Origin of the sequence: Amycolatopsis aidingensis, assembly GCF_018885265.1 — a bacterium.
Lineage (GTDB): Bacteria > Actinomycetota > Actinomycetes > Mycobacteriales > Pseudonocardiaceae > Amycolatopsis > Amycolatopsis aidingensis.
Genome location: NZ_CP076538.1, coordinates 7,151,420 through 7,175,046, shown reverse-complemented (window position 1 = coordinate 7,175,046; position 23,627 = coordinate 7,151,420). Strand labels below are relative to the sequence as shown.

The following is a 23,627-nucleotide window of genomic DNA, read 5'->3' as shown; positions in this document are numbered from 1 at the left end:
CGGACTCTGAGACGGCTACGGTGTGCGTGTGGTCGCACTCGAGGTGAAAATCGACAGTCATCATTGCACCCACTGTGAATAGGGCATCGGTACACATCGGGGTTGGCGGTGTGGTGGGCGCGCGCGAGGGGAGGAGCTGCGCCCACCACACCTGGGGGACCCTGGGACCTGGTTCCCAGGGAGTTGGTGAGGGGAGCTTCGAGAATCACATTGAGCGAAAGCTGATTGCAGCTACCTGATAGCGGCGAAGCCCCGAACTCTGCCGGGCCAGCATCCCACGCCACCGTTCCACCATGCACCGATGACGCGCCATTCGAAAGTCGGCTGAAGATTGGTGACGCCCGGCCCGACGCAGTAGCGTCCGATGTTTCCCCAAATATCCTCGACATCGAGCATTATGGTCGATCCCGTTCCCCCATCGCAGTGTCGATACTTGCCATAGCCGAGGTAGCCACAGCGTTCCTCGGCCGCGGCTGGGGAGTATGCGTAGGCCGTGTTGACGTTCGCTGACGCTGGTCCAGTTCCGATCAAAGTACCGCCAGCAACCGCAGCGGCGAGCACGAGGGAGCCAGATGCCATACGGCCGTATCGCTTCTTCGTTGTCATAGTCTTCCCCTTGAAAAGTTGATGCGTGAGAAAAATTCCTGGTTGTCGTGCAGGGCTCAGGGCGACTTGCCCAGTGACTGCTCGTTTCTCACCCCTGCATTGCGCGCCGCGGCGGACCGGTCAGCACCGGACGGAACCCCGAGCCGGTTGGGTACCACCAGGTTCCGCAAACCGAGCGACTCGAGGCCCCGGTAGTGGCTGGTTACGACAGGACGATCGGCTCGCATTCCTCCACTATGGATGACCGGGCATCGCCAGGGAACGAGTTTCGAAGGACAAACCTGTCCTGTTTTTGTGCTACTTTTGTCTCGCTCCTGTCAAGATGGCAACTGTTTTCAACAAAAGGCCCTTTTGTTTTTATGTTAGCGCGATAATTGAGCAGGTAAGCCCTGGAGAGGGATCCGAGTTCGCCGCCAGCTGCCGGTTGATGCAGCGACAAGGGTGGACGCCTGCTGCCGGTAGCCGGAAGGCCTGGTTCAGGCGGTGGTGTCGCCGTGGGGTCCGAGGCAGGCGTTGAGCGTGACGACGTGTGCTTGGACCTCGAGTGCGCGAGGATCGCGCAAGGTTTCGAAGATGCTGGCGGCAGCCTCATAGGAGTCGCGCGCGCCACGGGGATCTCTCAGGTTCGACAGTGCCTCGGCGCGGGCGATGAGGGTTTCCGCTTCGCCCCATCGTTCCCGGCTGGCTCGGCGCAGGGCGAGAGCAGCATCGAAATGCGTCAAAGCCGGCCGGTACTGCTGTTGGTGGAGCAGGACCAGTCCGAGACGGTGGTGGGCCAGGCCGGTGACCGGCTTCGAGGATAGTTTCTGGGCGCGGGCGAGTGCGTCGTGGGCGCAGGAGCTAGCGTCGCCGGTCTTGCCGAGGGCCTGGTAAGTGTCGGACAACATGGCGCGGGTTACCGCAACGCCGAGGTCGACGCCGGCTGCCGCGAACAGCTCCTCGGCGCGCAGGTATGCCTCGCAGGCGTCGCTGTGGCGGTTGAAGGCGGTGTGGGTTGAAGCAAGGCCGAACTCGCTCCAGGCGCGTGCACGGTCGTCGCCGATCTCGGTTTGCAGGCGGATGGCTTCCCGGAGGTGTTCGGCGCCTTCGGCCATGCGGCCGAGCTCGTTTAACACCCAGCCTAGGCTCTGGGTGCAGCGGGCGATGCCTGCCTGGTTCCTGGCCGCGCGGGCAGCTGTGAGTCCTTCGGTCGCCGCGGCCAGCCAGCTACTCCAGTTCTTCGTCAGGTGGAAGTAGGGCAGGAACATCGCCGGCAGCATCCATACCGCGTCGCTGGCGGTGTAGCTTCGCGCATGGCGGGCCACGTGAATGGCGGTTTCGACCTCAGCGTCGCACCAAGCCATCGCGGCGTCGTAGTCGTTCTCGGCGAAGGTAATCGGCACGACCTCGGTGGTGTTCTCCGGAGTGAGACCGGCCTCGGACCAGTTGGCCGCCAGCGCGTTGCTGGCGGCCCACGCGGTCGCGGTGTACCAGCGCAGGACTCGGTCACGCGCTCGTTCCACCTCGGACAGGGACTCCTCGACCACGGCCCGCTGGGCGGCGTAGGCCCGCAGCAAGCGGTTCATACGCATCCGACCGGCAGGGGCGTCGTCAAGGAGGTGCGCGCCGTACAGGACATCGAGCGCTCGTTGAACTCTGGCCAGGTCGAGGCCGGTGAGCGCCGCGGTCGATTCGGGGCTAACGAGGTAGGCAGGGCTGATACCCAGCAGCCGGAACACCCGAGCGGCAAGAGGAGGCAGGGCAAGGTAGGACACGTCGATGGCGGTGTGGATGGAAACGGCCGGATCGGCGGAGATGAACGGGTCCAGTCGACGCGCTGCCGTAGCCAACTCCCCGGCGAGGTACTCCAATGTGCGGTAGCGACGTTGCTGGACGTGCTCGGCGGCGATGCGCACGGCCATCGGTAGGCACCCGCATCGACGTATCACGGTCTCCGCGGACAGGGGGTCAGCGCCGACTCTGGCCTCGCCGACTCGTCGCCGCAGCAGCTCGAGCGCTTCGTCGCGCGTCAGTGGCGGTAGCTCGATGCGCAGGCCACCGCGAGCGCCGAGCAGTGCTGCTTGGCGCTCGCGGCTGGTGAGCACCACGGCGCTTCCGGCGCCGGGAAGGAGATGTTGCACCTGGTCGTAGCTGGCGATGTTGTCCAGCACGACCACAGCGGGCTGCCGGACAAGGAGCGAGCGGTACCACGCGGCACGGTCCTGCAGAGAGCCATGCAGGGCATCGGGTCCGGCGCCAAGGGCGCGCAGGAAGCCGTCCAGCACCTCGCTTGGATCGGCAGGCGGGCCGAGGGCGCGTCCGCGCAGATCGGCGAACAGGCACCCACCTGGGAAACGCTCCTGCACGCGGGCTGCCCATTGCAGTGCCAGTTCGGTTTTGCCCACCCAGAAGCCGCCCTCGATGACGGCGGTAACCACAGCGCCGGGTCGGTCCTGCTCGATCAGCGCCTTGTCCATCCGGTGCAAGTACTCTTCGCGGCCAACGAAGTCAGCGGCAGCAGGCGGCAGCTGCCTCGGCTGCGGCAGTGCCAGCCCGCCTCCGCTCTGCTCTTGCGCGATGCGGACCAGCTCGCCGCCAGCCTCCAGGAATTCGTCGATCCTGCCCACCGTCATAAGGGGCAGTGAACGGTGCCCGTGCAGCATCTTCGACAGGTAGCTCTGGCTGAGGCCGCTCTTCGTTGCGACAGCACCTAGCGACAGGCCCCGTGCCCGTCTGAGCCGGTGCACCGCGGCGGCGAAACTGTTGACGGTATTCATGGACCTCCCCCTGCACATCTGCCTCATCTGTCACTCCAGTGGCAGCCGCTTCCACCCCTCGCGCTCCGTGGCGTGATGACCGGTGGAGCGGTTCCCCCTAACGCCCCGCCCCACGGATGGGTGATTTGTCGGTGGTCATCTTCGCGACGTCCCTGACCCCGGCGCACGTCGGTGGAGCGGTGGTCCCATGTCGAGCCCGATTAGTTGATTGTCGATTTGAATGCGGTCTCGGCCATCGTGTTTGGCGAGCAGTAGTGCCGCATCGGCACGGCGAACCAGTTGCCGAAGGTCGCCTTCATCCGCTGGGGACCGAACAGTCAGGCCGATCGAGACGCTTAGACGCGTGATCGTCTCCGACCGGCCGTCAGCCGACAGGACATCGATGTGCGCTTGTCGAATCCGGCTACGGATACGGCGCGCGACCCGGAGGCCGTGCGCGGGAACAGTGGCAGGCAGCAGCACGAGAAACTCGTCGCCGCCATGTCCGCCGTAGCGGCCGACGATGTCGCTCGCCCGCACAGCGTCCTTGATGATGCCCGCGACAGCCTGCAAGATCTCATCACCGGCCAAGTGGCCAAACGTGTCATTGACCGTTTTGAAGCGATCGAGATCGAGCAACAGCAGGATGGACGGTCGGCGATCGCGCCGAAGTTCACGGACAGCTCGCTTATCCCAACTCCAGCGATCGAGCAATCCGGTCAAGTGGTCGGTCGTGGTGTAGCCGAGCGGCTGACCACCAGCACTGCAGCGTGGTCTTGTTCTTGTTGTCGCTTCCGCTGCGAGAGCGGTCGAGGTGGCTTGCATCGTGACCCTCCATTCGACTGGCCGATGCACTTGCCGTAGACCATCCGAGTGACGGCTAGTTTCGCACCAGTTGAGTACGGGTCCGATGGAGTCTAAACTGACGTGACCAGCGATTTCAACTGAAGAAAAAGTGGCCACCTGATCGAGTGTTACTGAGACAGTAGAGACGACCGGGCGCGGGAGGCGGCCATGGCGGAACAAACGAACCGGAGCTTGGCCAGCAAACTGAACTATTTGTTCGAGATGGTGAGACGGCCGGACGGCAAGGAGTACACCAACGAGCAGGTCGCCGAGGCGGTCCGCGCCACTAAGACTGTTAAGACGATCTCCCACAGCTACATCTGGCAGCTGCGCAATGGCGTCAGAGACAACCCCACCGCCCAACACCTGCGTGGTCTCGCGCACTTCTTCGAGGTTCCGGTCAGCTACTTCTTCGACGATGAACACTCCGAGCGAATCGATGCGAAACTGGCTGAGATCAAGGCCGAGCAGGAACGCCTGACGGAGATGGCGGGTAGCAGCGATGCGCAACTGTTGGCCATGCGAGCAGGCGAACTGTCCCCGGAGGGACGGCGGCAGGTGATGGACCTGGTCGACGTCGTGTACCGACTTGAGCAGGTCGAGCGAAAGGGCGGCTCGAACCAGTCACGGGATGGCGGCTCGGCCCGCAGGCGGGAGGGTTGACCATGGGCGAGCGAAAACTGCGCAGACAGTGCCGACAGCTACTGAGCAAGCTCGATGTCCGCCCGCCGCTGGATGTGACCGACCTGTGCCACCGGATGGGCGAAGTTCGGGGAAAGCCGATCGAACTGGTCGCGCACCCGATCCCCGTACCCGGCCCGTTCGGAGTGTGGATCTCCACCAAACGGGTGGAGTACATCTTGTACCAGCAGGAAACCAGCCAACTCCACCAAGATCACATCATCCTGCACGAGCTCGGGCACATCCTCGCCGGCCACCAGAGCGACGAGGAAGACGATGCTCTGCTCGCCGAACTCTATCCGGGCACGACCCCCGATCGTCTGCGCGAGCAATACTCTGCCATGGCGTCAGACGCTGTGCGCCGCGCTCTCCGACGCACCTCCTATGGCAATACCCAGGAACGCGAGGCGGAAACCGTCGCCACCATCATCCTGGAGTGGGCATCGGTGCTCGACGTCGCCGCACCGCGTCCGTCGCAGGGCGCGGCACGCGGGATGGACACGGCCCTCGGCGCCCGGATGGGGTGGCTATGAGCTGGCTGATCGACGACGTACTGATCGTGTGCTTGGTCGCCGCGCTGATCTGGAAGGGGTACCAGTTGGCCCGCCAGCCGGCGAATCTACCGTTACAGGCCATTGTGGCCTTTCTCGCGTTCGCGCTTCTCGGGCAGGTGCTGCGTGCGATCACCGAGAACGCGACCCTGTCTCAGGGCGGGCCCGTGTGGGCTGCAGTTGCCTGGTATGTCCCGATATCGGCGGCGTGTGTCTCCTTGTTGTTTTTCTTCGACGCCGCGACTCTCGCCCGTGCCGAGGCCGCACGACGGACGCGGAGGAACGCACTGGCGCTGACCCTGGAGATCGCGGTGCTGGTCGGTACGGCTGCCGCCGCACCGAAAGCCATCTCGCAGCAACATACGTCCGTCATCTATGTCACAGCGAATCTGTTCATGGGTGTCATATTCGTGGCCTGCACACGCTCGGCGCTGCGCTACGCACGGCAGGGCGAACGCAGACTCGCCTGGGGACTGCGGTTGGCAGCCGCGGGGTTCGCGGTGATGGCGACCAGCTTGGCCGTGTTCCTCGTCGTGGACTTCGTCTATTGGTTCACGGGTTCGGTGCCCATGACGCTGGCCATCCCCACCGGCTATGTCGCCGTCCTGGCTCTCGTGGCCATTACGATTGGTTTGCTCTATCCGGCAGCCCGCATGAGATTGACAGCCATCCGGGTGTGGTGGCGTCACCGGCGAGCCGTCCAGGATTTAGATCCATTGTGGACTATCTTGCATAAGGAGTTTCCTGAGGACGCACTCAGCCGAGTGCCCCGTAAGCCGTGGGATGTCATCGGACTGGTCGGAGTGCATCGCCGCTACTACCGCCGCGTCATCGAGTGCCGCGACGGACTTGTCCGCATCAGCCCATATATCGCCCAACTACGCCAGAACCACAGGGAGGACAAGCCGGTGGCTGATTTGCTCCGGGAAGCTCTGCGCGCCCACGCCGCAAACCAACCGGCTCCATCGCATGCTGTACCCATCGCGATACCGACCACCACCGGTGTCGACGCCGACGTGCACGAACTGATCATGCTCTCGCGGACCCTCGCCCGCGCTGAAGGCATCCCGGCGGGAGGTACTGCGTGACTCGGCGGATTCTTATCGCGGGAGGCGGTATCGCCGGTTCCGCGGCGGCATTGGCGCTGGGACAGGCTGGTATCGCGGCCACGGTGTACGAAGCGCGCCGGGACGCCGGCGACTACTCTGGTGCCGCCCTACGCTTGCCGCGCAATGGACTCGACGCACTGCGTGCAATCGGCGCACACCAGGCAGTCATTGAGGCGTCCGCACTCCTGCTCCGCACCGACCTGGGCTCGGGGACCGGTCGCCAGCTCGGCACGGTACGGCTCAGCAGCGGCCCCGACCAGGAGCCGCCCCGCGCCGTGCCCCGGGCGAAGCTGGCTCGGATCCTCCGGGAGGAAGCAGAGCAACGGGGCGCGACGGTTGAACTCGGCAAGAGCCTGACCACGGCCAAAACGACCGACACCGGTGTGCTGGCGACCTTCGACGACGGCACCACCGCCGAAGCTGAGGTCCTGATCGGTGCGGATGGGATCCACTCGACCGTACGCGGGCTCGTCGACCCGTCAGCGCCGGAGCCGCGCTTCTGCGGCGTACACATCCTCCACGGATACACCGCCCAGTCGGTCTCGGCCTCACCTTCGCCGGACGCATTCAAGATCTTCTGGGGCAAGAACGCGACCTTCGGGTACACCAGCGCTGCTGGAGACTACTATTGGTTCGGCAGCATCCCCGCCGATGCGCCCCTCGACTCCGCACAGGCCACCAACGTGGAAGCCCTGCGCAGCAGGCTCCTCAAACTGTTCCGCCGCGACCGAACGCCCGCTAGCGCAATCATCCGCGCCGCCGATGTCATCCTCGCGACCAGCCCGCGGGAGGTCCGTGATCTCGCGAGCTGGCACAACGGGTCCATGGTGGTGATCGGCGATGCCGCGCACGCGGTCCCGCCGGCCACCGAGCAAGGCGCTGCGTTGGCCCTTGAAGACGCCGTCGTTCTCGCCCAATGTCTCCGGGACGCCGACGACCCGCAGCATGCGCTGAGGGTGTTCGAAGGTGTCCGCCGGGAGCGGGTCGAACGCGTCGTCGCCCGAGGGGCGGGACGCACCGCTCAGCGGCGACGCATGCCCCGTTGGCTCGCCCAGCGAAAGCGTGACCAGGCGATCGCGCGAGCCGCGCAGAACGGCGCGATGGCACCACCTTCCTGGCTCCATGACCACCATCTCGAATGGGAGCAGCGAGTGCTGTAGGAACCAGTACACCCCGTGGCGAGTTGCGGAACGTCAAGACAGCTTCACCCGAGGTCACCGGCACGTCGTAGGCGGACCGGTGATCCCAGCTCGACCTCGCTTCCGGGGAGGGCACGTCGACGTGGATTGCTCGTCCACGAAACAAGCGCGACACAGGACGCGTTGCTGGCCGTTGAGTAGCCTCATCGTGATTCGTTCCGCCTGTCACCGGGGTGAACGGTAACGATGTGTCGCAACGCGCGTGGCCGTAGCTGCTCGCTATCCGAGGCAGCGTCGAGCTCGCGATGCTGTTCGGTGAACCACCGCCGCAGCTCTTTACGGGCGCGGCAGGCCAGAGCGTCCACCGCACCCGGCTTCAGGCCCATCACCGCGCACACCGTCGGTTTCCTCCGGCGCTCGATCACGGTCAGACGCAGCACAAGGCGATGCCGCGGCGACAACCGGTTGTAGGCTTCCGCAGCAGCCGCCACCAACACTCGGTCGTGCACTGCCCGCTCGACCCCGTGGGGCACGGTCGGTTCCGTCGCCATCCGCTCGGCCAGCACGCGGTCTCTTGTCGCACGGCGGCCAGCGTCCGCGGCCTCCCGTCGGATCACCACACTCAGATAGGCCCAAAATGTGTCGTCACGAGGTCCATGACCGTTCAACAACGCCATCATGGTCTTGTCGAACGCCTTGGCCACCAGCTCATCGGCATCGAAACGCGAGGAGGTTTGACCCCGCGCTACCCGGTAGGCGTCATCCCGGTAGAGGTCAAACAAGTGACCAAGCGCCTCAAGGTCGCCGCCGCGCACGCGGTCAGTTACCTCAGTGTCCACGGCACGCCCTCCGTTCAGTGTTAGATGTTTCCCGCAAACGGTGACGACCCTCGCCTGGCTCGGGCTGCATCCTGGCTGAGCGGAACCGGATGACTCGGTTAGCTGTTGCGGGTCATGACGTTGGTGGCGAACTCGGTCGCCGCATCGCGCATCTCCGTCAGCGCCGCTCCTGGTACGGATGCACGCGCACCATCGCGGTCAGGTTTCTGTTTCTGGATCTTCAGGTCCGCCAGAACCTGCGTGAACAGCACCGTGGGTTCCGGCTGCTCCTCGATGGCATGGTGGGCGACATACCCTCGTCGTCGCCTGCGTCAACGCAGGCGTCCGTCATGGGCAATTGCCCCGGTGGTCTGCGAGTTTCGCCCAGCGCGTGACGGCTTATGACACGTCACCTCCCTGCGCGCCCACGGCCGCCCCATGTCAGGCCACCTCCCGGAGCTGTGGCGGGCTCACGTCCGTCCGAGCGGTGGCTTGTGGTGACGGCGGTACGGCTGCGTGGCGTGCGTGGCGACCGCGCCGGGCATCGTCCCCAACGGCCGAGGACAGCGTGATTCGGACTCGCTCCTCCGTCCCCGCGCAGCGGGCCGTTGGCCAGGCCGCGTGCGGCGTAGGAACTGGTCCGGGATGTTGTCGAACGTTGGGCGAATAGTCCAAATTGGACAGTGTTGCGTGAAGTTCGATGGCATCGCGCAGGGCCGCTCGCAGGCGGCCCGCCGCCAATGGATCGAACTCTGCCGTGCCAGGGCGGTCGAAGCTGATTTGGGGACCCCGCTCGCCCATCGACACCCGGACGCTTCTCCGGTGCCCGTCCAGGTCCCAGCACCGCACCGTCCATGTCTGCGGATCTGGCTGCCAGCCCAGCCGCGCAAGCAGGGTGAGCAGGGGGCGAGCGCACCTTCGGCCTTTCATAGCGGCCTCCTTCCTGACGTTGGTTGACCGGTTCTGTCCTGCGACGGGTTGGCCGTAAACACGGGAGGTGGAGGGGCTGCGTGGCCGGTGGCGGTCTCGACATCCCGGGAGGCGGGAGGATGGAGCCCGGTCGCCGGTGGCTCGGGGGCCAGGAGTGGTGATCGCTCGGCGCGGCACCGGTGCACTCGCCGATGCTCGGCGGCGTACCACCACCCTGCACCGGCTCCAGCCACGCAGCCCGCCAGAAGGAGTGCTCCAGCCGCCACCCCAGCAATCGGCGCAGCCAATGAGCTGGCGGCGAGGTTCCACGGCGCGGAGTGGAGTCCTGCCTCTGCGGCGATGCTAGTTTGAATAGTTGCCACTGGGTACCCCTCCATGTACTGGGCTTTCAGTCCGGCACCTATCGACAGTAACTTGAATATTAGAGTTAGATAGTCATCCGTATGGGTGATGTGCGATCACCTTCCGCTGCGGGGTGACGCGATCGGGTAAGGAGAGTGGCGTGAGTCAGCACCAGGGCATGCCACCTGCGGTTATGAAGAAGGTGCTCGGAGCCGAGCTCGAACGCTTGCGCCTTCAATCGGCGGTCACCCAGGAACAAGCCGCCCAGCGGCTACGGTGTGGTCAGTCCAAGATCGCTCAGGCCGAAGGTGGCAGTGGCATCAAGGCCGCGACGGAGCTGGATGCGCTGCTGGAGCTCTACGGAGCCGATGAGAACGACGCCGCCTACGCGCGGGCTCTGCAGGCGGAAAGTAATCGGCGGACCAAACGCGGTGCGTTCAGCACCCGGTTCAAGCACCACATGCGGCTGCTGGTGGACATGGAGCCCAGCTGCAACCGGATGCTGTCACATCGTTCGATGGTGGTGCCCGGTCTCCTGCAGACCGAGGCGTATATGCGGGCGCAGTTCCGGGCCTGGCGACCCTCGCCCACCCAGGACGAGATCGACCGGGACACAGCGAACCGGCTCGGTCGCCAGCGTGTGCTCGACAATGCTGGTCAGACGTTCTGGTTCATCATCGACGAGGCCGCGCTCCGGCGGACACCGATCAGCCCGAAGGAGATGAAGCCCCAGATAATACGGTTGGTCGAGGTGATCGACCGCCCCAACGTCGAACTGCAGATTGTCCCGTTCGAGGTCGGCTACTACATGGGTCAGGAGCACGACTACACCGTGTTCGAGTACGACACCAGGACTCCGGTGAGCATCGTCTACCTTGAGACGCATGATGGCGGCGAGTACGTCGGCGGGAACAAGATCTCCCGCTACCTGGAGCTGTTCGATCAGCAGAAGGCCGCAGCCATCGGCCAGGAACGAGCACGACGGTTCCTACTCGACTTCGTTGCCGACCTGTAGCAGGACCCGAAGCACTCGAAGGGTACGCCGGATCATGAACATCCAGAATGGCCACAAGCCGCACCTCGACACCGACTTCCGCGAGTGGGTCAAGTCGCCGCTGAGCCAACCGAACGGGAACGAGTGTGTCGAAGTCTCTTTCACCACGAACGCGGTCGGTGTGCGCGACAGCAAGGACCCCGACGGCGCGGTACTCGTGTTCGACAACGGCGAGTGGAACGCCTTCGTCGGCGCGGTGGAGTCGGGGGCCTTCCAGCGTCGCTGACCAGGGCGGTTCAGAGCCGGATACCTGCCCAGCGGGCGAACCCTGCAAGGGTGTCGGACTTGCGCCGGTCGTGGTACGCCAGGGTGACCAAGGTTTCCCGGACCTGCGGGTGGTAGCGAGTCAGCTGGGGCGCGAGCACTCGGGCGGTGTTCAGCTCCTCGAACGCCTGCTCGCGCTTACCGTGCAGCAGCCAAGCGCGGGCCAGGTCGATGTGGTGGTGTCCCTGGCGCGAGGTCATAGTTCCGGGCGGCAGCGGCGTGTTGCGGGAGAGGGCGGTGCCGCCGTCGCCGAGTTCGACGGCGGCGGCTACGTCGTGGATGCGCACGTTGGTCGCGCTGAATGCGGTGTCGTACAGGTCGGCGTCGGCCGGTAGCCTGGCTGCGCAGGAGGCTGCTTCGGCGAGATGCGCATCCGAGGTACTCCGGTCGCCGACGCGGGCGGCGAGGATAGCTGAGCGCAGGTGCAGGTAGCCGCGCACGGTGAGTGAGCCGGGTCCGGTGGGCTCGGTCTCGACGAGTGCGCGTCCTGCCGCGGCGAGGCGCTCGGCAGCGTCGTATGCGCCGCGGTGCATCAGCGGCAGTCCGATCTCGCCTCGGCACAGCGCGGCGAGCAACGGATCCCCGGACTGCGTCGCCGCATCCGCGGCGCGTTCGGCCGCCTGACCGGCCAGCGGTGACCCGAGGCGGTGCAGGCAGATTGTCGCGCACTGGTACAAGCTCGCCAGCAGGTAGTGGGCGCGCTCGGCTTCGGCGCCTGGCTGGGCCTGTGCGGCGGCGGTGTGCAGTGCTTCGAGCAGATCGGGCATGAGGGCCGAAGACCGGTGGTAGCGGGACCGGCGCTGCAGTTCGGCCACCTGATCTACCGCCTCGCCGAGCCGGTCAAGCGGCTTGGGTCGTGCGTCGCTGGCCAGAGCGGGGCCTGCGATGACAGCGGTTTCCACCCCGGCGATGCCTTCACGTTCCGCGCCGAACTGGGGGCTGGGCTGGTCGTACAGGTCGTACACGGTGAGGTTCAGAGCGCGCGCGGCCTCGGTGACAAACGAGTGAGTCGCTGGCTTGAGCCCTTGCTCAACCTTCTGCACCAGCGAGAGCGACACGTGCATGCGGTCGGCCAACTGCTGCTGGCTGAGGTTGGTGTGGAGCTTCCGCGCGGCTCGAACCCGCCGACCGACGCCGACCGGGCCTTCTTCCTCGGGTGTCATGGACCTGCACCTCCCCTGCGTGCCGCACTGTTCATGCTACCGACCTGGGGCTTAGTCGGCTGTTGACCTCCGTTTGGCAGGCCGGCATCCGGCCGCCTTAACCCGGTCCTTTCTCACGCTAGCAAGCGGGCCACGACGTCCGGGTTCAGCGCGGGGATGACGTCGATGGCGCCGCTCGCGCGCAGGTCTGCTTCGGTGCTTTTGCCGGTCGCGACCGCGATCGCACGGACGCCGGCGGTCAGCGCGGCCCTGACGTCGTTGGGTGTGTCGCCGATCAGCACGGTACGGCTGTTGTCGAACGCCACGCCGGTGCGATCGGTGGCGCGGCGTTGAGCGGTCCGCACCAGTCGTGGACGATGGGCGTCGTCGTCGCCGTAGGCACTGGCCTCCAAGTCGAGATACGTATCGAGGCCGAAGACCTTGAGTTTGATCCGGGCAACCTCGCGCAGGTTGCCAGTCAGCACACCTTGGTGAACACGAGCATCGGCCGCCAGTGCGGCGAGGGTCTGCTGGGCTCCGGGCAACGCCCGCCCGGCGGTGGCGAGGTGGTCGGCCATCGCGCGGTAGCAGTCGACCAAGGCGTTCGCGAGCCTGTCGACGGCGTCCTCGGTGGGCTCGACACCGTTGAGCCGCAAGGATTCGCTCATGATGTCGAGTTCGGTCCGGCCCGAGATCACCGCAAGCTGTACCAGCGGCTTGCCGGTCGCCTCACTGAAAGCACGGTCGTAGATCGCGCGGCCCACGCCGCGAGTTTCGATCAGGGTGTGGTCGACATCCCATAGCACCAGCAGGCTGGGCAGTTGCGGCGCACTCATACCGAGAGTCTTTCACCGACGGCGGGCCATACCGTGGTCGAGATCGTTTATCCTGGTCGCGACCGTGGAGGGAATCAGGAACTTCTCGATGGACGATCACCTGGCGCGCGTAGTGGGCGAGCGAATCCGGTTCTTCCGGACCGACCGTCACCAGACCAAGGCGGTCGTCGCTGGGTTGACGGGGATCACACCCGACTACTTGTACCAGATCGAGCGCGGCCTCAAGGTTCCGACGTTGCCCGTACTGGCCCAACTGGCAACCGTCCTGCGCGTCGACCTTGCTGACCTGCTCGGTGCCCTGCCTGCTCCTGCTCGGCAACGTCCCGACGGCAACGCTGGAGATGCGATCTATCGCGCGCTGACCAATCCGCCGGTGCCCTCGCCCGCTTCATGCGGAGTCGAGGCGGTGCGCCGCGGCGTGCTCGACACGTGGAAGGTCTGGCAAACCTCGCCCCGGCGCTACAGCGCCGTAACCACTCGCCTGCCTGCTCTGATCGCCGATACGGAGAGAGCGCTCCGCACCGCAGACCCGGAGACAAGCCGCGCCGCGTACAGGTCGGTCGCCGATCTCTACTGCCTACTTCGTACCGTGACCAAACGCATCGGCCGCGAGGACTTGTCCCTGCTGGTCGCCGACCGAGCCGCTCGCGCCGCAGAGGCAGCCGACGATCCGATCCGGCTGGCCGGCGCGCAGTGGAACCTGGCCCAAGTCCTACTTGCCGACAAGGAAGCCGAGGGCGCCGAAGAGGTGGCCATGCACGCCGTCGACGACCTCCGGCCGCTCACGACGAACGGCGATCTCGATGCCGCAGCGCTGTCCGGGGCATTACTACTCGTCGGCGCCGTCGCCGCCGTACGCAAGGGCGACGCCTGGGCCGCCCGCGACCGACTCCGGCTGGCCACCCCGTTCGCCGCCAAAACGGGTGAGCGCAACACGTGCTGGACAGCCTTCGGTCCCACCAACGTGGCCCTGTACGCAGTCAGCATCGAGGTGGAATCCGGCGAGGCGGTCGAAGGTTTGCGTCTGGCCGAGCGCATCCAGCATGAGCGGGCGCCCTCGATCGAACGGCGCGTGGCCTTCCTGCTCGACCAGGCCAAGGGCTACCAGCAGCGCCGTGACTACGGCCGCAGTCTGCCGCTGCTGCGTACAACCGCCCGCGAAGCTCCCGAAGACCTCCGCTACCGGCCCTCCGCGCACCGGCTGCTGCGAGCCGCCATCGAACGCGGCCGTCGATCCGTCTCCGCCGAGGCGTCCCGACTCGCGCGCAGCATCGGCGTCCGCTTCTGACATAAGGCGCCGCTGGCCACCCACACACCCGAACTGACAGTTCGGGTTACCCGTCAGTAACCACCATAGCGTCAGCTTCGGCACGACGCTGACACGTCACCGAGCTCGCCCAACCGCACGCACAGGGCTGGCCGTGAACACGCACCACAAGCCCGGCGCCGTGCAGGTGAATCAGTTTGCGACCAGGCGAAGGGAGGCGGCTCGTAGGGACCGACTTCGGTTCGGGCAGCGCACCGATGATCAAGGGTGATGATTTGGTGATAGTTCACCCGGACAGTCGCTCATAGTCTCGACTTCTTCACGCAGCGCAACGATGCGCGAAGGGAGCTGGCGATGACGATTCGTTTCCTCGAATGCCGAGAAAGCGACAGCGGGCGGTGGGCTGCGACGACAAGTGCTGAGGCGCGATCGGTCGCCGTCCTGCGGTGTTTCGGCGCCCTAGATTACATCCGAACACGAGTCAATCGCCACAAAACGAACCAGGTCGGATTCTTGTCAGTGACGATTCCGCGCGGGAGGGAAAATATGGCGGAACTCGACACCTACGCCGAGGCGCCGCAGGTTGCGGACTCGTTAGCGCAACTGCGTAACATCGGCTGGATCTTCTTTCCCCTCAACGATCAGAACGGAGAACTGACCGAACTCGTCGGGGCGTACGAGCATCCAGGCTCCGATGTGACGGACATGCTTCGCCTCCGCAGCATCAAGGAGTGCCTGGCGCAACGGATCGTGGACTATCCAGGACACGGCGGTGGCGTGACGTGGAAGCACGAGGACGACTTGTTCTCCTGCGTAAACGAACTACTTTGTCTACCACCGCCTGATGCAACGTCGCGATTGGTTCTTGTCCCCGCACCACGTCTGTGGACACCCGATCGTACGCGGTCACCACTTCCGCTGCACTAGTGAACACACACTCATTTTCAGGAGTCGAATTCCGTGCACTATGACGAAACGGCGACAGGTCCGCGTTGTGCCGACGCCAGCCCGATAAGAGTATTAGTGGTGCATCGTGGCCAGTTCCTGCTTCTGCTACGGAAACCGATAGCAGGCGGTGTCGAGCCGTTTCTTCCCGAAGGTGAGCAACACTCTGGCGAGTCGACGGATGCCGCAGCGCTGCGGGTAGTACGCGAAGCGACTGCATTGGACGCCACGGTCACGGGCGAGTTGGGCACGATGGACCATCACACGCTCGACGGCCAGCTCATCGCATACCAAACCATCGTGGTCACGGTCGCAGATGCGGCACCGATCACGGCGCCCGGGTGCGACGGTTATGTGTGGTGCTCGTTGTTGGACGATCCCGACGACGCGCTCGGCGTGGCGCAGGTAATGGCTCGGTACCGCGACGCCCCCGAGAACCGCAAGCAGGTAGAGCGGGCCCTGCTGCGGTTCAGCTCTGAGATGCGCCAGCTCCAAGATGGAATCGTCGAGAGTCCCGTCATGTCCTTCATCGACACCGCCAGCCCGGCCGGGCCGCTGGACGCGGATTTGCGAACGGGGTCGCCGCTGAACAGGCTCGCGCACCAGCTGCTGAAGTCAATCGGCAAAACATACTGGGAGCTGGCGACCGCCGAGTCGTCCGCGATCGAAGCGAAGGCGCAGGCCCAGGCACGCTCGTACTTGGCGTGGGCATCGGCGCTCGGTGTCGATCTCAGTCCCGAAGACCAGGCAGGCGCCGATTCCTGGCATGTCGGCAGTGATGTACCTGCCGAAGTGCCAGTACGGCGGGTGGCTGTGTTCGTGTTCGACCGCGAGGGACGGTTGGCACTGTTCGCCGACCACGGGTCGTTCGGGATTCCCGGTGGTTGCCCGGAACCGGGGGAGGAGGGCTCGTGGGAGGTGACCGCGCGTCGCGAAGTCGCCGAGGAGTTGGCGGTCACGCTGACCAACCTCACCTACCTTGGCTGGCTGGCCACGCCGAACCCTGATGGGGCCGTTGAGGCGGACGTGCGGATGATCGCCTGCCTCGACGAGGTCCTGCCTCCGCGGCCGGATCCGTCCAGTGGTCGTCTGAAGGCGCGCCTGCTGTTGCCGCCGCAGCGGGCGCTGTTGGTGCTGCGCGGTCTGGATGGCGTGCCGAGCATGGTCATCGATGCCCAGAACGGAGCCCATGTCCGCTGGAGTATGCGAGCAGACAACACCACCGTCGACACGGCTCTGCACTCGCTCGGCACGAGCGACATCGCGTGGCCTGGCACGGAATCGCAGCTGTATCGGAGGGGAGAACCCGCCGATGGCAGTGAGTAAGACCCCGCCCCCGGAGTCCTCGCCCGACCCCGCGACGGCCCGTCCCCCGGGGTCCGCAGGGGACCGGGCGAGGACTGGGGCGGCGGAACCACCGGGCACGCTACAGACGCCCTCCCCTGCCCGGGGTTCCGCCGCCCCAGCACGCCCGCCGGGGCCCGTGATGATCGTGCTGCCTGCCCTCGCCGCGCACGCGGCGAGGATCGGGGTGATCGCACCGCGTACTGAGGACGCGGTACTGGCCGGGGCAGCGGGTCGGCCAGTGAGCACAGTGCTGATCGACACCAGTAGTCCCGTGGATCCAACCGTCCACCTACGGTTCACGTCTTGCGGGCTACGTGCGCCGCACCGGGTGCTGCCGCGGCCGGGCGCCAACTGGGGCACGGCGGTGGAGCACGGCCTACGCCACGCCCAGCAGACGGGTGCCGAGACCGTGGTGGTGGCCGATCCCGAGGTGCCCGCCGATCTCGACGCATCCGCACCCGCGAGCCGGCTGGCCGCCGGGATGGGCAGGTTGGTCGAGCAGCCACGGCAGGGGGCTGTGTGCTGCCCATTGGCAGCCCCTTGGTGGCGTCGGCTGCTCGCGATTCACGTGCTGCGCCCGTTGTGCGCGCCCACGCTCGGATTCCTGCTGCTCGACCCGCAGGCCCGCACCCTGGTCCTTTCTGCCGAGGCCGTTACCGCAGCGCTCACCCGGCGCTCGATGTTGGTAGACATGGGCTGGTCACACGGCCACGGGCTAGGCATCGTGGCCGCCGCCCGCCACGCCGGACTCGACATCGGCCAGACCTTGCCCCGCCTTCCCGTGCTGGACGCGCAGGAGACGTGGGAGGCGCGACCTGTTCTGGATGCGGCCGAGGTCCTCGGCCTGGTGAAGGCCGCTCTGAGGCTTGCCCCGCTCGAACCTGCACGTCCGGGGACGCCCGTGCCGCCGTGGGTCAGCGACCTCGGCCTGGGCCGCTGCCCACGCACGGTGCTGAACGACCTGCTCGCGTGGCGCGCGGCAGAACCACGGCCGCGGAGCGACAGTGGGGCGGCCGGTTGGCCGGATCCGTTGATAGCGGCCTGGCATGGTGCCCGCGACCTGAACCCCGACCTTGACGTGCTCGCCAAGCGCGTATGGCTGGCATTCGTAGCGCGGCTCGGCCCGTGGCTGTTCGCCACAGCCAGCACCGGCTACACCGGCCAAGCACGGACCTCAGTCATCGCTGCCGCACGCGCGTTCCTGGCCGCCACCAGCACCGCTTCTGACGATGCCGGCCGGGGAGAAACCACATGACCGGCAGCGATCAACCCGGCCGTTGCTCCGCGCGAGTGCGATGCACGGTGCAGAACGTCTGGGCAGGGAGCGCCACCGGGACGGGTTCGACTACAACCCGTGCGTCGAGGTCGTCGCTACCCGCAACCGTATGCACGAGGCCCTCGCCGCCACCGTGGACCACGCGATTGCACCCGTCGGCGCGCCCCGGCATCGACCTCGCGATGGCCAGCACCGCAGGTAGGGACCGCCTGGTTCCCAGCAGCTTCCACGTCGAACCCGCGCGCCATCCGCGTACGGCGCTCGACCACCGCGCGCCACGCTTCACCCTTCGACCTCAGGAAAGGCTTCTACCCGTCGTGCTGGCCATCACGGATGTCGGGCAATTCGTCGGCCGCTGCGAGACCGTCGAACTGGTGGCCGACCTCGACCTGGTGGCCCAGGGCGTGACCATCATCCGGACCTTGCTCGAGCACGATCACGGCCGGGGAATCCGGTCGTCACTGGACCTTGCCGTAGCGGGCAGTGCCCGCAGCCCTGAGCCCGACGACCGCCGCTGCGCTGCTTCTGGCCAAGCCCACGAATGGCGTCGCGGCCCGAGCGCGTGGGTGGTGTTGCGGTCGTGATCGGTCCTCGTGATCACCCAAGTCCTGGCCTACGGCTTGCCCACCGGCACGGTTTTGACTGCGGTGCTGCTGTGGCTCCGCGCTCGGCGACGGCGGCAAAGGTGGCATGCGCGCAAAGACTCTGTGGCCACGATCGCAGCTCGGGTGCGCGCCGAAGCACACCAGCCGGCCTGGCCCCGCGTGGATCCCGACCTGCACCACCGACGCGAGTACCAGCCCACCCTCCGCATACCCCGGATCCGCGCACCGAGCGCCGAGCCACCGCAGCGTCCGGTACCAGCAAGGCGCCCGCAACTCCGGCCTCGCCGATACCTCACCTCCCCGGCCCGCCCCACCGACCACCCAAGCTCACGCCCAGCCGCCCCGACCCCAGGAGACGACGAACCGGGCGCCGCCATCGACCACGACCCCCCGTGACCACGCCATACCCCGCCAATCCTCGACACCACATCAGGCAGTACGTATGAATTCCCCGATCACACACACATTCGTCCGAGGCGTCGACATCTTCCGCTACGCAGAAACCGTAGAGTCGCAACAGGCGTCCCTGAACAAGAGCCTGTGCTCATCGACCGATGCGGCAGAACTCCTGATCGACTGGTTCGGCAAACGTGGCTGGACACCACTCGACGGCGGTGACGACGCAGGACTCGTATCCTACCCCCGCAGTTTCGCAGGTCTACTGCAGAACCACCGCAAGCGCCTCCCCGCGGACCTCGGTCTCGCCGAACTGGACTGTGAGTTCAATCTCTACAAAGGATGATGGGTCGCGAAGATCACCCCCTGTGGCAGCATCGAAGGCTGCGGTACCCACCGCACAATCCCGATCGTGACGGCGATGCACCACCCTGCGTTCCTCGCTATCCTCGCCGACCTCGAACAGCGGGCCGCGACCCTGGATACGCGAGAGATCGCGCACTGCCTGCACTTCGGTGACTGCGGCGCCCTTAATTGGCCATCCGAGGCCGATAACGCCTCCGCAGACCCTCCTCTCAAGCCCACACGACAAAAGGCTCGTGCGGTAATGCCCTCCGCGCCACCCATGCGGAAGAAAGGTTGACGGACCAGCGAACCCGGCATCGGACGGGCGGATCCCCACGGCCGTTAGCCGCGCGGTACGCCTCACCAATCGACAGCACATAGCTCGTAGTAGACGAACAAACCAAGCGAAACCGGAAGAATCCACGTGAAGAGAACAACCTTGCTGTTGGGGGCGGTCGCGGCCACCCTCACCACCGTCGCCACCTCGGTCACCGCGCTCGCCGCGGACACACCTCTCGGACAGGCACAGCCGTACATCATCGGCGGGCACCCCGCCTCGGTCGCGCCGCCCGGCATCACCTCGCTGCAGTACGACGCGCCCGCCCACGGCGAGAGGTACATCGACTACCACACCTGCGGCGGCGCGCTCGTCTTCCGCGGCTGGGTCGTCACCGCCGCGCATTGCGTCACCGACCCGCCCTCCGGATCCCCGGTCGCGCATCAGGTCTTCGACTGGACCGCGCCGCCGATCCCCACTGCCGACAAGAAGTTCAAAGTCCGCGTGGGCAGTGTGAATCGGACCCGGGGTGGAGAGACCGCATGGGTTACCAAGATCATCGTGCACCCAGGCTGGAACTGGGCCCGGGGCGCGCCGAAGAAGCCGGTCAACGACATCGCCATGCTCAAGCTCGACCACCTGCTGCAGCAGCCCACCGTGCAGCTGGCCCGAACCCCCCGCCCACCCGAACAACAAGATCACCCTCTACGGGTGGGGCGACACCGAGCCCGACAGCAACAGCGGCGACCTGCCGATCCAGCTCCAGCGGTTGGACACCACAGTGGCCGCCCCGTCTCGCTGCGCCGACGCCTTCTTGTCGTCCGGGGAACTCTGCACCCACAACCCGAGCGGGACCGACGGCTCCTGCTATGGAGACTCCGGCGGACCCGCGTACAAGCTCGTCAACGGCGTGCCCCAGCTCGTTGGCGGTTCCAGCCGTGGCGCCACGAAACTGTGCGGCGTTGCACCCGGCGTCTACACCAGCCAGCCCGACTTCCGGGACTGGATCTACCAGGTGGCCCGCACCGGTAACCCCTGAGCCCGCCGTTCGAGGTGCTGGGCCTACGACCGACCGGGTCCAGCACCTCCCCAACACCTCCGCAGGAGGAACTATCCGTGTGCCCTAGTCGCCACCCCGGATTGGAAGAAGCCGCTCAAGCGCTCCATCACAGAAGGAGCACGGTGTCGGGGACCTGGGAACAACAGCCTTCTCACGCTCAAGCAGCCCTACGACGCGAAGCGACCGCCGCTGTGTACGGCTACCTGCGTTGGGAAAGCAGCTGCACCGAGGTCGACCCCCGCGTGGACCCAGGAATGCTCAACAGCTCCGCCGGACGTGACCCGGTTCGCGAGGGATTCGCCCGGATCTCCGATCCCGTGTACCGCTAACGCGCCAATTCAACCGGGCGTGCCACACACATCGTGGACGTGCCCACAACGCCATAGGCCATATCGGAAAAGAGGGGAAATTTCCTTGTCGCAGCGAGGAAACGCCACGACTTATCATACTCCCGGCGAACATCGTGAGCCAACTGCACCTCCCCGGCGGCTCCGGGAGGAACGTGAAGTGACCGCCGGCAAGCGCGCTCGGGGTAACGACCTCGCTCGTGTCAGCAAGCGCGAGCACCCACCAGCCGAGCGTGCCACGACGAGGCGCGCCACCGGCCGCACCGTCCTCGTCTGCGCCCTGATGCTCGGGCTGGCCGGTACGAGCCTGGCCTGCGACACCACCGACGCGCCGCCCGAGACCGAGCACGCCGCGAGTCGCTGGTCCGAGCCGTCAACGCTTCCGCCGCTCCCCACACCCAGCGAGCCGAAGCTGCCCGACCTGGAGGGCGTGCCGGTCGTCTGCTCCGGCCAGGACGGACAGCCGCGCCGGAAACTGTGCTGGCCGGAATCGGTCACCATCGCCGGACTCCAAGACACCATTCGGTTCCACGAATATCGGTGCCGCCCGGCCGAGGTCACACCTGACGTCACCACCTGCGAAAACCCGACACGCGGGACAGGGAACCACCAGCTCGTGCTGCGGTCTCCTGCAGAGGGCAGCCAGCGAATCGAGCATGTGAAGATCCTAGGCTTCCAGGAGGGCGCGACTGACAGTACAACACCAGACACGTACAGCAAGATACTACGGGACGCCCTCGTGCAAGAGGTGTCCTACCTCGCGCCGTCGCTGTTCCCCACCCCGGAGATCAGCAACGCGGTCCGAGACTGGCTGCACACCCACATCCGGGAAGGCTCCTGCGCCGAGGGCGCACAGTCGGAGACCCTGTTCGGCTACAAGCTCGCCTGCGGCCCGCCGCAGCACACCATGACCAAGTCGAAGGATGGCGTGCCCATCTCCAGTTGGTCGCAGGCCCTGTACCTGGACACGCCTATCCGTACAGAGGTGCCGGGGCTCAAGGACTCGCACCAGTGAACGGGCCACCGCCGATTCTGCATCTGGTGACGTTCGGCTACGACCATGCCCCGCCGCCGGTGGCGAACCTCGTGTTGGACGTGCGCTGGATGCCGGACCCGATCAGCCTGCCGGAGTACGCGGACCTGTCCGGCCGCGACACCGTGGTGCAGGAATGGCTGTGCACACAGCCCCGTGTCGAACCGTGGCTGATGACCCTGCTCGACCTCCTGGAACCGTACCTCCGCGAGGCCGAGCAGTACTCCGGCCGGGCCGTCACCATGGCGATCGGCTGCAAAGGCGGGCACAACCGTAGCGTGGCCATCGGAGAGCGGATCACGACCCTCATGTCTCGAACTGGGCTGACTGTCAGTGTCCACCACCGCGACATCCACCGCCGGAGCGGACGCACGGACACCACCGCCAAGTGAATCCTTCCACGAGCCCGTTGTCCCGCGCCTTGCTGGCAATCACGACAGGAGGGCCTTCGCCCACCCGCACTGCCTGGTTGCGGCCGAGCTGGCCCGGCGTGCGGGGCGGCAACCAGCCGCCCGTTAGACTCACTGGCGACGGGCCGTTAGCTCAATTGGTAGAGCTGTGGACTTTTAATCCATAGGTTCCGGGTTCGAGCCCCGGGCGGCCCACAGATTTCCGCAGGTCAGGCGCCGTCTCATCCGTCGGCAAACTGCCGATGCGTCGCGTGCCTGGCTGGACGCACTTCCGAGGACCCGGCGGCCCAGGAGCCGCTGAGGCGAGACACGGACACGTTCGACAGTCACCGTCGGCGGCGCCAGGTGCTTGGCCGCGACGCGAGCCCCATCGAGATGAAAAGGCTCTGTGCCGCGTTGACGATGTCGCCCCCGCCACCATGTCCGCCGATGCGCCACAGCAACTCGGCCAACGCGTATCCGCTGTAAGGGTGCACGAGGTTGAGGTAGTTCGCCATCGACGAGCAGGACGGGCCGTCCAGCACACCGAGTCGCAGGTCGGATCGGGTGTCCCAGATCAACAGCTCTGCGTCGCTCTCGACGACCTTGAACGGCGGGGCGGCCCGGGTCAGCGCACGGAACTCATCGGCCAGCCTCCCGACCTCGTGCCGGGCCTCGTAGAGGGGATCCCGACCCATCGCTCGCACCTCCCGCATGCTCACTGGGCAGCCCGCAGGGCAACACCCCGGCTGTCCTTACGCCAACAACCAGAGTAGAACACAAGTTCGATCACCGGGGAAGCCTGAGGGGTACCTTTGACCTGCAGTGATCGAAGGATCGCGGCCCGTCGGAGCGCTGGACACGGCTCGGGTTCGGCATCCGCCGGAGAGTCGTCGAGCACGCCTTCACGCTGCTGCATCCGGTTCCGCTGGCGGTGTGGTCGGCTTACGGCGTCCGTACGCCAGCTCATTGGCCGGGATGCGGTCTCATTCTGCTGGTGATCGCCTGTCGCACCTGGCAGCGTCGGTGTCCTGCATCTTCAGATGGACGTTCTCCGCGCACAACCGCCAGCTCGGCGCGTTCGGAATCCTCCAGCGGCTTACCCGCCGAGTCGTCAGACTCCCTGGCCTTCTTCACCCATTTCCCCAGCGTCATCTCGTGCACACCGATATTGCGTGCGACCTCGACAATAGACCGAAGAGCATCGATGACAAACTCGACTGCCTGCGCCTTGTACTCCTTGGTAAATCGACGGCATGTCGAACCCACACCCATATCTCCCGAAGA

General features: G+C 66.1%; 25 protein-coding genes, 1 tRNA gene and 1 pseudogene. 17 read left to right on the top strand and 10 right to left on the bottom strand.

Features of this window, described 5'->3' with window-relative positions; all coding sequences use genetic code 11:
* Positions 1 to 231 precede the first annotated feature (231 nt).
* From KOI47_RS36045 to KOI47_RS32935, 3 genes are all read right to left on the bottom strand, one after another.
* Positions 232 to 579 (bottom strand): DUF6355 family natural product biosynthesis protein, encoded by a 348-nt coding sequence (locus KOI47_RS36045; protein WP_232376952.1) that lies wholly within the window; start codon positions 577 to 579, stop codon positions 232 to 234.
* Positions 580 to 1,082: 503 nt separating this feature from the next.
* Complete coding sequence (locus KOI47_RS32940; protein ID WP_216211046.1) at positions 1,083 to 3,362, bottom strand: helix-turn-helix domain-containing protein; 2,280 nt, start codon at positions 3,360 to 3,362, stop codon at positions 1,083 to 1,085.
* 135 nt (positions 3,363 to 3,497) lie between these two features.
* Positions 3,498 to 4,166: a GGDEF domain-containing protein gene (locus KOI47_RS32935; protein ID WP_216211043.1), complete on the bottom strand. Its 669-nt coding sequence runs from the start codon at positions 4,164 to 4,166 to the stop codon at positions 3,498 to 3,500.
* A gap of 189 nt (positions 4,167 to 4,355) precedes the next feature.
* Here KOI47_RS32935 and KOI47_RS32930 point away from each other — a divergent pair, with 189 nt between their 5' ends.
* The 4 genes from KOI47_RS32930 to KOI47_RS32915 are packed head-to-tail and all read left to right on the top strand — an operon-like array spanning position 4,356 to position 7,688.
* Positions 4,356 to 4,850, top strand: a complete 495-nt coding sequence (locus tag KOI47_RS32930; RefSeq protein WP_216211039.1) for a helix-turn-helix domain-containing protein — start codon at positions 4,356 to 4,358, stop codon at positions 4,848 to 4,850.
* A 2-nt stretch (positions 4,851 to 4,852) separates the two neighbouring features.
* Positions 4,853 to 5,401 (top strand): hypothetical protein, encoded by a 549-nt coding sequence (locus KOI47_RS32925; protein WP_216211036.1) that lies wholly within the window; start codon positions 4,853 to 4,855, stop codon positions 5,399 to 5,401.
* On the top strand, positions 5,398 to 6,507 hold the full coding sequence (locus tag KOI47_RS32920) for an MAB_1171c family putative transporter (RefSeq protein WP_216211033.1): 1,110 nt from the start codon (positions 5,398 to 5,400) through the stop codon (positions 6,505 to 6,507). The genes KOI47_RS32925 and KOI47_RS32920 overlap by 4 nt, the downstream gene beginning before the upstream one ends.
* Positions 6,504 to 7,688, top strand: coding sequence for an FAD-dependent monooxygenase (locus tag KOI47_RS32915; protein WP_216211030.1), 1,185 nt, complete (start codon positions 6,504 to 6,506; stop codon positions 7,686 to 7,688). Before KOI47_RS32920 ends, KOI47_RS32915 begins: the two co-directional genes overlap by 4 nt.
* Before the next feature lie 182 nt (positions 7,689 to 7,870).
* Here KOI47_RS32915 and KOI47_RS32910 read toward each other — a convergent pair whose 3' ends face one another.
* Positions 7,871 to 8,506 carry an RNA polymerase sigma factor gene (locus KOI47_RS32910; protein WP_216211026.1) on the bottom strand — a complete coding sequence of 212 codons (636 nt, stop codon included), beginning with the start codon at positions 8,504 to 8,506 and terminating at the stop codon, positions 7,871 to 7,873.
* A 98-nt stretch (positions 8,507 to 8,604) separates the two neighbouring features.
* Positions 8,605 to 8,757, bottom strand: coding sequence for a hypothetical protein (locus KOI47_RS32905; protein WP_216211023.1), 153 nt, complete (start codon positions 8,755 to 8,757; stop codon positions 8,605 to 8,607).
* A gap of 1,193 nt (positions 8,758 to 9,950) precedes the next feature.
* On the opposite strand from KOI47_RS32905, the gene KOI47_RS32900 reads away from it, so the two are divergent.
* Positions 9,951 to 10,772 (top strand): helix-turn-helix domain-containing protein, encoded by an 822-nt coding sequence (locus KOI47_RS32900; RefSeq protein WP_232376410.1) that lies wholly within the window; start codon positions 9,951 to 9,953, stop codon positions 10,770 to 10,772.
* Positions 10,773 to 10,806: 34 nt separating this feature from the next.
* The gene (locus tag KOI47_RS32895) at positions 10,807 to 11,037 is read left to right on the top strand and encodes a DUF397 domain-containing protein (RefSeq protein ID WP_216211021.1); all 231 of its coding nucleotides are present in this window, start codon (positions 10,807 to 10,809) and stop codon (positions 11,035 to 11,037) included.
* A 10-nt stretch (positions 11,038 to 11,047) separates the two neighbouring features.
* Here the strand turns inward: KOI47_RS32895 and KOI47_RS32890 are convergent, their stop codons facing one another.
* Both KOI47_RS32890 and KOI47_RS32885 read right to left on the bottom strand, forming a co-directional pair.
* Positions 11,048 to 12,238 carry a helix-turn-helix domain-containing protein gene (locus KOI47_RS32890; RefSeq protein ID WP_216211019.1) on the bottom strand — a complete coding sequence of 397 codons (1,191 nt, stop codon included), beginning with the start codon at positions 12,236 to 12,238 and terminating at the stop codon, positions 11,048 to 11,050.
* A 113-nt stretch (positions 12,239 to 12,351) separates the two neighbouring features.
* Entirely contained in the window at positions 12,352 to 13,053 is a 702-nt protein-coding gene (locus KOI47_RS32885) for an HAD hydrolase-like protein (RefSeq protein ID WP_216211016.1), read from the bottom strand.
* 88 nt (positions 13,054 to 13,141) lie between these two features.
* Here KOI47_RS32885 and KOI47_RS32880 point away from each other — a divergent pair, with 88 nt between their 5' ends.
* From KOI47_RS32880 to KOI47_RS32855, 6 genes are all read left to right on the top strand, one after another.
* The gene (locus KOI47_RS32880; RefSeq protein ID WP_216211013.1) at positions 13,142 to 14,341 is read left to right on the top strand and encodes a helix-turn-helix domain-containing protein; all 1,200 of its coding nucleotides are present in this window, start codon (positions 13,142 to 13,144) and stop codon (positions 14,339 to 14,341) included.
* Positions 14,342 to 14,674: 333 nt separating this feature from the next.
* Positions 14,675 to 15,247 carry a hypothetical protein gene (locus KOI47_RS32875; protein ID WP_216211010.1) on the top strand — a complete coding sequence of 191 codons (573 nt, stop codon included), beginning with the start codon at positions 14,675 to 14,677 and terminating at the stop codon, positions 15,245 to 15,247.
* Between the two features lie 33 nt (positions 15,248 to 15,280).
* Positions 15,281 to 16,591, top strand: coding sequence for an NUDIX domain-containing protein (locus tag KOI47_RS32870; protein WP_216211007.1), 1,311 nt, complete (start codon positions 15,281 to 15,283; stop codon positions 16,589 to 16,591).
* Positions 16,592 to 16,751: 160 nt separating this feature from the next.
* The gene (locus KOI47_RS32865; RefSeq protein ID WP_216211005.1) at positions 16,752 to 17,867 is read left to right on the top strand and encodes a hypothetical protein; all 1,116 of its coding nucleotides are present in this window, start codon (positions 16,752 to 16,754) and stop codon (positions 17,865 to 17,867) included.
* Positions 17,868 to 18,070: 203 nt separating this feature from the next.
* Positions 18,071 to 18,472: a hypothetical protein gene (locus KOI47_RS32860; protein WP_216211003.1), complete on the top strand. Its 402-nt coding sequence runs from the start codon at positions 18,071 to 18,073 to the stop codon at positions 18,470 to 18,472.
* 463 nt (positions 18,473 to 18,935) lie between these two features.
* The gene (locus KOI47_RS32855) at positions 18,936 to 19,235 is read left to right on the top strand and encodes a hypothetical protein (RefSeq protein WP_216211002.1); all 300 of its coding nucleotides are present in this window, start codon (positions 18,936 to 18,938) and stop codon (positions 19,233 to 19,235) included.
* A 359-nt stretch (positions 19,236 to 19,594) separates the two neighbouring features.
* Here KOI47_RS32855 and KOI47_RS36040 read toward each other — a convergent pair whose 3' ends face one another.
* Entirely contained in the window at positions 19,595 to 19,855 is a 261-nt protein-coding gene (locus KOI47_RS36040) for a hypothetical protein (protein WP_232376972.1), read from the bottom strand.
* Here KOI47_RS36040 and KOI47_RS36035 point away from each other — a divergent pair.
* From KOI47_RS36035 to KOI47_RS32835, 5 genes and pseudogenes are all read left to right on the top strand, one after another.
* Positions 19,770 to 20,180: pseudogene (locus tag KOI47_RS36035) on the top strand (trypsin-like serine protease); the annotation flags it as partial. The gene KOI47_RS36040 and the pseudogene KOI47_RS36035 overlap by 86 nt on opposite strands.
* A gap of 112 nt (positions 20,181 to 20,292) precedes the next feature.
* Positions 20,293 to 20,550 (top strand): trypsin-like serine protease, encoded by a 258-nt coding sequence (locus tag KOI47_RS36030; RefSeq protein ID WP_408629874.1) that lies wholly within the window; start codon positions 20,293 to 20,295, stop codon positions 20,548 to 20,550.
* Between the two features lie 528 nt (positions 20,551 to 21,078).
* Positions 21,079 to 21,933, top strand: a complete 855-nt coding sequence (locus KOI47_RS32845) for a hypothetical protein (protein ID WP_216210999.1) — start codon at positions 21,079 to 21,081, stop codon at positions 21,931 to 21,933.
* Positions 21,930 to 22,343 (top strand): RapZ C-terminal domain-containing protein, encoded by a 414-nt coding sequence (locus KOI47_RS32840; protein ID WP_216210996.1) that lies wholly within the window; start codon positions 21,930 to 21,932, stop codon positions 22,341 to 22,343. The genes KOI47_RS32845 and KOI47_RS32840 overlap by 4 nt, the downstream gene beginning before the upstream one ends.
* A gap of 140 nt (positions 22,344 to 22,483) precedes the next feature.
* Positions 22,484 to 22,556, top strand: a tRNA-Lys gene (locus KOI47_RS32835).
* Positions 22,557 to 22,687: 131 nt separating this feature from the next.
* On the opposite strand, the gene KOI47_RS32830 is transcribed toward KOI47_RS32835, so the two are convergent.
* Together KOI47_RS32830 and KOI47_RS32825 are read right to left on the bottom strand one after the other, a co-directional pair.
* On the bottom strand, positions 22,688 to 23,038 hold the full coding sequence (locus KOI47_RS32830; protein ID WP_216210993.1) for a hypothetical protein: 351 nt from the start codon (positions 23,036 to 23,038) through the stop codon (positions 22,688 to 22,690).
* A 268-nt stretch (positions 23,039 to 23,306) separates the two neighbouring features.
* Positions 23,307 to 23,609: a transposase gene (locus tag KOI47_RS32825; protein WP_216210990.1), complete on the bottom strand. Its 303-nt coding sequence runs from the start codon at positions 23,607 to 23,609 to the stop codon at positions 23,307 to 23,309.
* Positions 23,610 to 23,627 lie beyond the last annotated feature (18 nt).